At 37.7% G+C, this 7800-nt stretch carries 6 protein-coding genes and 2 pseudogenes; 1 reads left to right on the plus strand and 7 read right to left on the minus strand.

Annotated elements, in window-relative coordinates:
* Positions 1–12 precede the first annotated feature (12 nt).
* The 5 genes and pseudogenes from PV763_RS13840 to PV763_RS13860 form a co-directional block, all read right to left on the minus strand.
* On the minus strand, positions 13–2187 hold the full coding sequence (locus PV763_RS13840; RefSeq protein ID WP_420938047.1) for a TonB-dependent siderophore receptor: 2175 nt from the start codon (positions 2185–2187) through the stop codon (positions 13–15).
* Positions 2188–2227: 40 nt separating this feature from the next.
* Complete coding sequence (locus tag PV763_RS13845) at positions 2228–3433, minus strand: phosphotransferase enzyme family protein (RefSeq protein ID WP_420938048.1); 1206 nt, start codon at positions 3431–3433, stop codon at positions 2228–2230.
* Positions 3434–3732: 299 nt separating this feature from the next.
* Positions 3733–3864, minus strand: coding sequence for a hypothetical protein (locus tag PV763_RS13850; protein WP_005100775.1), 132 nt, complete (start codon positions 3862–3864; stop codon positions 3733–3735).
* Between the two features lie 611 nt (positions 3865–4475).
* On the minus strand, positions 4476–4664 hold the full coding sequence (locus tag PV763_RS13855; RefSeq protein ID WP_167367475.1) for a hypothetical protein: 189 nt from the start codon (positions 4662–4664) through the stop codon (positions 4476–4478).
* A gap of 51 nt (positions 4665–4715) precedes the next feature.
* Positions 4716–5301, minus strand: a pseudogene (locus tag PV763_RS13860) (DDE transposase); the annotation flags it as partial.
* On the opposite strand from PV763_RS13860, the gene PV763_RS13865 reads away from it, so the two are divergent.
* Complete coding sequence (locus PV763_RS13865) at positions 5272–5484, plus strand: hypothetical protein (RefSeq protein ID WP_004812056.1); 213 nt, start codon at positions 5272–5274, stop codon at positions 5482–5484. The pseudogene PV763_RS13860 and the gene PV763_RS13865 overlap by 30 nt on opposite strands.
* Positions 5485–5708: 224 nt before the next feature.
* Here PV763_RS13865 and PV763_RS13870 read toward each other — a convergent pair whose 3' ends face one another.
* Positions 5709–6398 (minus strand): GntR family transcriptional regulator, encoded by a 690-nt coding sequence (locus PV763_RS13870; protein WP_004281969.1) that lies wholly within the window; start codon positions 6396–6398, stop codon positions 5709–5711.
* A 973-nt stretch (positions 6399–7371) separates the two neighbouring features.
* Positions 7372–7800: pseudogene (locus PV763_RS13875) on the minus strand (IS1-like element ISPa14 family transposase); the annotation flags it as partial.

Here is a 7800-nt window from a genome sequence, read left to right on the forward strand (position 1 = left end):
TAAGCAGCCAATTTAGAAGTTCAGATTGAATGACAAGGTTGCTGTACGCGGCGAACCCAAGAATAAATAATCGTCACCCAAAAATTCACCTGCATCACGCCAGTATTTCTTGTTGAACAGATTATTAATATTCAAGCGTAGCAATGCATCGGTCGTATTTAGTTTAAATTGATAAGCAGCGCCTAAATCAACCACACTATAACCTGCGACTTTCGCAGCACCCTCTTTGTTGGCATATTTGCTGGAACTGTATTGACCACCTGCCAGAACAGTGAAACCTGCAATGCTCGGTACGTTATAGCGAAGATGTGTTGCGAAACGAACTTTTGGCACGTTTTGCGCCTGATGATTGCCATATTCAACCGCTTCTACATTTTCTAAACGGGCTTTAGTCAAGGCTAAAGATGAAGTTAAGGCCAGATGATCGGTTAATGCACCATTCAGTCCGAGCTCCAGACCCTGACTATGTTGTTCGCCTTCCGCAACAAAATAGCGAAGTCCTGAAATCGGCTTGCTATATTGGTTGTCTTGGCGTAAATCAAATAGCGAGGCAGTCAATAAAAACTGCTTGATCTGTTGTTTTAGGCCAATTTCATATTGCTCTGAATAGATCGGCGCTAGAGTTTCAGCCGCATTCTCTGCAAACAAAGGTGCTGTCTTTCCATCTGACAAGCCTTTCGCATACGAGGCATAGACGGTAGTCGATTCCAAGGGGCTATAGCTGATCGCAAATTGCGGTAAAAATTTGCCTAAATCGGTATCGCGTACTTTTACCTGACCTTCACCATAAGCTTGCTCATCAAGCTCAATCCATTTTCCGCCAATCAAAGTAGACCACTGTTTATTCCATTCAATACGGTCTAATGCTGTAAATGCAGTTTGTTTACTTTTAAGTACTTGATATTTTGGTCCAGCATTCGCTGTTACTGGGGAAAAATCTATGGTTTCTGTATAAATATTACCTACACCAATCCATTTCCATTCATTGACACCAGCAAAACGATCTCGCGATTTATTGGTTTGTGTAATATCAAAATGTAGATAATGTTGCGCCCAATTGGTATCAATCACCCCATCTAGTTTGACTTTAAATTGGTTGGTTTTAAAGGTTTCATCTGGATTCTGATAATCGTAAATATCATACTCGCCAGCTTTACCAAACGTGTTACAGGAATACTCTTCCAGACAGCCTTCCCGATAATAACCATAAGCAAAGCTTGAATAGTCATCAACTCTGGATTTACTGTGGGCTGCGACGAGTCCCAAGTTCCAGTCATCATTCAATGCATAGCTATATTTTAAACTGCTATTCAGACTATCGATCGTGACCGGTTTGCCCCAAGTCTGATAACCCAGCAATCGGTCCCATTTCACATTTTCTGGGACTTTACCATCCAGTAATTGATAACCTGGCACTGATTTTTGTTCGGAACGCTGTGCTTCAAGATCAAATTCTAATTTGGATTGCTCAGATGTTTTCCAATCTAAGGCCAATGCCGCTAGATAGCGTTCACCATCGACATGATCGACATAAGACTCCATCTGTTCATTCACCAGATTGATGCGATATCCGAATTGTTGCTCATCACCCAAAAAACCACCGAGATCAGTTGCCACTGAAAACTGGCCGTGTTGATCGGCCGAGAATGTCAGTGCCTGAATATCTTTCGGTCGCTTGGTGACATAATTCACAACCCCACCCGGGGTCGACATCCCACTTTGAATCGCGGACATGCCTTTTAAAATTTCCACACGTTCTTTATTTTCAAGTGCGACGTTTTGTTCACCACGAATCACATTGCCATTAATGAGGTAGCTAGATGCCAAATCGAGTGCAAAGCCACGAGAGACAAAGTTTGGATAATAGCCAATTGCGGCATAGCCATCACCGATGGCTGCATCATTTTTTATAACATCACTCAGTACACGTGCATGCTGTTCCGCGATGAGATCTGCTGTGATGACAGAGACAGATGCAGGGATTTTTTGAAGACTGTCCGTAGCAAAACCCTCAACATTCACTTTGGTACTTGAGTAAGGGATGCTTTGATCGGCTTTGATGACAATCGTGTCAAGCTGTCGAACATCATCTTCAGCATAAGTCAGCGGGGCTAAACACAGCTGCGACAGAATGATCATATTTAAAGATCGAGTTAATACATTCTGTTTGAGTTGACGAGTGTTCATACGAAACCTTATATCTGTGAAGTGGGTGATGATGCTGGGTTTAGAGAGAGCATTGAGAAGATTGCAATTCATCTTGAATGAGCCGGGTTAAGGTCTGGGTAAATTGTTGACCTTGTTCGCCAAAGAACCAGTCCACATGACCGATAATCCAGTCGTAATAAGCAGCATCTGCATGTTGCTGGTTTTGAGTAATCCCAACAAAATACTCAAGCTCTGAAAAAGCGAAATCCAAATGCACGATTTTCAGTAGTTCTGGCAAAATACTAAAATCTTCTTGTGGATGTACTTCAGAAAAATAAGCATATAGAAAGGCGGTTAAACCAGCTTCATCAATCTGAATATGTGGGCTCTGCTCTAATTCCAACCAATCAATGAAATTACGTTCAATCGTCACAGCCAGATCATAAAGTGCAGAGTTTCGGTCAGATAAACCAAAATCAATTACGGCAGTAATTTCAGCTTTGGCATCCGGCGCTGACCAAAACAGATTAGAAGCGTGTAAATCGTTATGGGTCCAAATTTTGCTTGCCTGTTGCAATACAGGCTGAATACGCTGGTGAACCTGTAAGATTCGATCTAAAAAGTAAGGATCTAAATTTTTATCGGCAAAATAACGGCTTAATTCTGAACTGTTTGCAATGCGCTGTTGAATGGCTGTAATGATATTTTCACTGTCTAAAAGCTGCTGATTGGAAACCAAATAAGATGCTGATCTGCCCTGCTGTTCGGGAAAATCCTGCATGGCCATATGTAACTTTGCCAGCAATTGCCCCGCTTTCGCAGCATGTTCAGCATAGAAAAAAGGTTTCCAGGATTGCTGATCTGCATACAGATCTAAGCCGACTGCTTTTGCATAGACTTCATAGGTCCAGTCACCTAGCTCTAAAGCGGTCAGACCTTGATTTGAGCTAATCAATGCTGCAACAGGAATTTCTTTGCTAGCTAAATGCTGAAGAACGGCATGCTCCTGTAAAATATCGCGGGCACGACGAAAGGAACAATGGCTGCGCTTAATCAAATACTGATGCGCGACTGCTTCATCCCTGATCACAAAATCCTGCTCCACCTTGACCAGAGCCGCAGATGAAAATGGCCGGGGACTATACCACAAAATCTCAAAATGACCTTGTAAACAGGAATATTGCTGCTGCAGACTTTGTAATTCTGGATCAGAAATATGTGCCCAGTCTTTATTTTCCCAGGCATTGCCCATACCATGACCTAAATCATTAGTAATTATGGTCATCATCACTATTCCTGAGCTAGATCATTATCTAATAATGGAAAATCATCGTTTAGGCGAACAAGCAAACAGTATTTTTAAATACATTTAATATTGAAGACACGCCCTAAAATTAAGTGGTACATACCAGTATTAAATTGAAGGCAAGTTTAGCCTTATAAATATAAAAATAGAATAGATCTCTCGCATAAATCAGAAAATGATCTTCTTTTTGGTTAATATTCGAACTCCAGATTTCTTAGCATTCGCGCATAATCTGCGGATGAAATACATCAATTCAAACAAGCTTTCTGATCCTCAGTTCAAGCGATAACATAGTTTTGAAATGCACCGTAATTCATTTTCATGACTTCACTAAGTAGCTCTTTAAATCCATGTTCCTCAGCAGCAAATTCTACCAGTGATTCATTGTTCAGATCAGTAACACATGCCATGGTCGAAATGACCTGTACACTATGAGCTTTGAATTCGCCCAGGTATATTTTGTTGAATTACGTTTTTTTTATTAAGATATTTAAGGGAAAATTCTCACGGAAAAAATGTTTTTTATCACTGAACCATATACAAGTAGCTAAATTATCCTGCAATTTTTCAACCATCATTGGATGACTACCGTAAACTAGGTAAACAATATCACCAATATAGATATTATTCATCTTTAGTCAGCCAAGTATAAGATCAAAATTCTGAAACTTCTGATAAATAAATTAATGCCATCAATTGAGGACTTTTTTTAAACTGAGAAAGCGTTTATAAAGTCCAATTAAGTCCTTGTCCCATTTCATAAATAATGAGTATTAATGCAATTACCATTAGTAAAATCACAATGGCTTCGACCTTAGTGAGCATCTTAAATTCTCCACCTTTCATCTTTTATATAATAAACAAAGTGAACAATAAGTAACAATAAGGTTACAAAAAAATTACTAGATGTTACAAAAACAGGGCTGGTAAAGAAAAATCTCTCAGAGGAGGTGCTAATTCTTTTCAAACTTAACCTTATGTACTGGGCGATGTCCTGTATAAGACTCATGACATACTGCGATTAATCAACACCACCTTCTTCTTCTAAACTTAATAAGAAAGTATGGACACCCTGCATGTCATTTAACTCAATATTATTGCCGATCCATTTCATCGTAGTTGGTTTCATATTGTTTATGTCTTCTTGGATTTTATTGTAGGGGGGATTACCGCAGTTGACCATTGCTATGCTCTTTTTATAATTTGCCATTAAATTATCTTCGCTATAAAAGATTTTTAAGAAAATCAGAATGCCGGTCAGTTAAGAAATTGACTGGCATTTTCTTGGGTATTTCTGTGGTGTCCCTTTCACAACTCGTGGGCAACTCCTCACTCCCCTCTCAGGCAAAACATATCTCTTAGATTTTTCCAGTAAACTTTCTAAATGTTTAGGTAAATTACCTGCGGAGTCTAAAGAGTCGAATCTTAATATATTCAGAATGCCAATAGATGCAATATGAAAGCTGATTCTCAAAGGACTGAATTTTGCACGTTGAGCCATATGTTTCATTTGTCTTCTTAGAATATTGTAGGCAATAAAGCCCCCCATAATTATTGACAAACTAAATCAGGTTGCTTGTTCCTCAAATGCTTGCCCTCCTGTAAATCACTTTTGATTTCTGGGTAACACATTTCTATTTCCCAGCGCTGAGCATAAAGCTTCGCCAAGCCTATCAGTGGCTATGTCTTTGGGTTCATTAATAAAGTGATATAACGTCTAATTTTCCCTTCCTGCTCAACTTCAATCAAACGCACTTCCCAATACCCCCTAATGTTGGATTAAGTTTCTTGGCATTTGCTGATATTGGCATCCTGATATGAAAGTCATGCTGAGAATTACGCTTGATTTAGAATTGTTCAAACACAATTTAAACCAGATCCCTTCAGGAGCCTTTGTTCTTACAGATAGAGGTTATCAAAGGATTTATACTTTGTATCCCAATACCCTGTTGCCATTAGAGGCCAAAAGCCGCTGTAAACTGGATCCTGAACTAAAAATCTATAATCAGGAAATCAATAAAGAAGAATAGAAATTAAGTATGTATTTGGCAGTCTAAAAACTTTCAAAATGCTTTCAGAACGTTATCGCAATAGAGCTAACCCCCCCCTTTTGAGATTCAATCTAGTTGCTGGAATTTATAATTTGCAACTGAGTAAGAATGATTTATGAAGGAGGTCTAATCTAAGAAAATAAAAAAAATCCTAAAACCATTTAACTTCTTAGGATTTGAATGGGCAGGATATAAATATAAGCTTATGCTTGAATATCTAAGGTCATTTCAATTTTGTCCTGTGACCAGATTTCGATGTCATATTCAATCACTAGATCATCTGATTTTGAAATACGTTCAATATAAGTGGCGGTTTGACTTAAAGGAATACCTAAGTGCTGGCTCTCAAAATGAGACACACCGGTATTTTTAATTTTTAACTGACTACTCGTGTAATTATAATGAAAGTGATTTTTAATGACATCTTGGACCGAAGTAATCACATTATAATTCAGTACATCTGGAAACAGCGCAACAGGTAAATAATTATATTCTAGAAGTACTGGTACATCATCAGCATAACGTAAACGGATAATTTCAATAAAGCCCAATTTACGATTTTCTTCGCTAAAAAGATTACTGTGATCCAATCGCTGCAGCTGTCTGGTCGAGATCAGTTCAGTTCTGGCATTAAAACCCTGTGCCTTCATATAAGAACGAAAATTTTCAATTGAGTTTGGATAATATTGAATTTTTTTATTACTCACGAACCAGCCGAGATTTTGCCGTTTGAAAATTTTATCTTCGGCACGAAGCTGTTCATAGGCCTTACGCACTGTTTCCCTTGAACAGTCAAACTTTAATGCCAAGTACCGTTCGGATGGAATTATTTGATTAGAACTGTAATTTTTCAATTCAGCCTCAATCAAATCTCTGATTTCCATATACTTCATTCAGTGAATCCAGTGAGTGCTCATAAGTGATAAAGATAGTACTAAATTAAAGAACAGAGGAAAATTGAAAACAAGGTACAGATCAGTAAAAAGATGCATTCCCTTGTTTTAATGAGAATGTTTAGCAGCATGATTGATACGTGATTCTGAGAGAATATCGTTGTCCACTCATAATGTTCTCATTTATGCAAAAAGAATAGACTAAATTTGTCTAGGAGAGTGGTGACAGTCTAATCTAATTAAAAGGCATCTACAAAATCGGCGGCTATTCGTAATAGTCGACTGAGAAAATCACGTACCTTGATTCTAGACATTATTGCCCACCTCTACTAGCACATTTCCTGACACAGTCCCTATCTATACATTTGAATGCCTTTGACTATTAAAGATTATCTTTAATAAAATGAGCTTTATAGGGCAATATACTAAGAACTCCAGACTGTTGAATCCGGCAAGCGCACTGAGTGCGGTTCCGTAACGTGACACTGGGTAACGTCTTGGACTGCTGTATGTAGACAAAAAATGAAAGCTGCGGTTTAAAGCTGGCGTCCTTCAAAATTTATCTCATTTTATAACTGATGTCTGGATTTTCAGGTAATTATACCGCACCAAAAAAAACATCTATTCACTAACGATCACTTAGGCTATTTATTATAAAAAAACAACCATACACCATTGATATATGTCCATTTATTTATAATTTTTCATGGACATAAGTTAATTAGTTAATTTTTTAGGTCCCATATATCATCTAAGCGGAATCAATTAAAACCTGTTATAAGTCAGTGTAACATTGAAATTTATAGAAATAATATTTAAAACCGTTTTTTATTTTGAATTAAGGTGTCATCAATTAGCTTGAGAAAATCTTACCGGTCCTCATAATTTTTTCATGACTAAACGCTATGCATTAAAAGATGATCAGTGGGAACAGATTAAAGATCTGGGTGGTGTTTTAAAAAGTATGCTGACATTAAATGAAGCCATTATTGATGTAAAAGAAGGTTAAGTCGAAGGCTTTAAAATGGTTTTCAAGCTTTTTGGAGAAATTACAACTTCTTCTAAAACCACGCCTTATTCGATGCCTTATTTTGCAATTATTACCTTCAATTCCTACAGTAAAAAACTTACCAATACTTTGCTTGCAGTTTTTAAAAGCAGTGATGAAACTGTCCCAATGATCACTTGCAATTCGGGTGTAGTGAATACCTAATTGTTTAAGCTTTGTCTTCAACCTTTGGACTGTAGCTAAATCTCTCTTACCCCAAACATAAGCAACAATCTCACCTGTTTCTCGATGGTAGGCGTAAATAAGCCATTGTTTATTATTTTTATTTCCAACAAAAGTCCAGAATTCATCTACTTCGAGAGATTCATAATGACTTTGTTTAGGCTGAATTTG

Origin of the sequence: Acinetobacter sp. AS5 (assembly GCF_048957595.1) — a bacterium.
Classification (GTDB): domain Bacteria; phylum Pseudomonadota; class Gammaproteobacteria; order Pseudomonadales; family Moraxellaceae; genus Acinetobacter.

Bases quoted from the DNA above. Each gene is read 5' to 3' on its own strand.
- PV763_RS13865 (WP_004812056.1), top strand. From the start codon at position 5,272: ATGAAAGTCATGCTGAGAATTACGCTTGATTTAGAATTGTTCAAACAC.
- PV763_RS13850 (WP_005100775.1), bottom strand. From the start codon at position 3,864: ATGGCATGTGTTACTGATCTGAACAATGAATCACTGGTAGAATTTGCT.
- PV763_RS13845 (WP_420938048.1), bottom strand. From the start codon at position 3,433: ATGACCATAATTACTAATGATTTAGGTCATGGTATGGGCAATGCCTGG.
- PV763_RS13855 (WP_167367475.1), bottom strand. From the start codon at position 4,664: ATGGCAAATTATAAAAAGAGCATAGCAATGGTCAACTGCGGTAATCCC.
- PV763_RS13840 (WP_420938047.1), bottom strand. From the start codon at position 2,187: ATGAACACTCGTCAACTCAAACAGAATGTATTAACTCGATCTTTAAAT.
- PV763_RS13870 (WP_004281969.1), bottom strand. From the start codon at position 6,398: ATGAAGTATATGGAAATCAGAGATTTGATTGAGGCTGAATTGAAAAAT.